The organism is Staphylococcus sp. 231237_7MaSpsaltlick (genome assembly GCF_043107035.1).
The window spans coordinates 1-428 of the sequence record NZ_JBICNX010000400.1 but is presented as its reverse complement, the minus strand read 5'-3'; the positions used below and the strand labels follow the sequence as shown (position 1 = coordinate 428).

The following is a 428-nucleotide window of genomic DNA, read 5'->3' as shown; positions in this document are numbered from 1 at the left end:
AGAATTCGACATTTTGACGATGAAGGTCTTCAACAATTTTGAGTAAGTCAGAAGTGTTACGTGCTAGCCGGTTTGTTTTGTAGACCATAACAGAATCGATCTGGCCTTCGTTCGCATCTTTTAACAAACGTTGTAGTTCTGGTCGGTTCATAGATTTTCCAGAGATACCTCTATCCGCGTATACATCTACAACAGCAAAGTTATTGAAATCACAATATTCTCGAATTTGATTGATTTGTCCATCGATACTATATCCTTCAGTACTTTGCATTTCTGTTGATACACGAACATAGATACCGACACGTTTTTGTTTAAGTTGTTGCATATTTTTTCATCCTTTCTTGTTAGGCAATCGATGATTGCGAGGTTTGGTTCACAATATTCAATGGTTCATTTTTGACATAGATCCCAACAAGGGCTTTGTTTTT

General features: G+C 36.7%; 1 protein-coding gene and 1 pseudogene. Both read right to left on the bottom strand.

Translation table 11 applies throughout. The features are described 5' to 3' along the window. A partial coding sequence (locus ACF91D_RS32080) for a recombinase family protein (RefSeq protein WP_392438752.1) occupies positions 1 to 325 on the bottom strand: 325 nt, incomplete at its 3' end. Positions 326 to 344: 19 nt separating this feature from the next. Next, a pseudogene (locus ACF91D_RS32075) lies at positions 345 to 428 on the bottom strand (recombinase RecA); the annotation flags it as partial.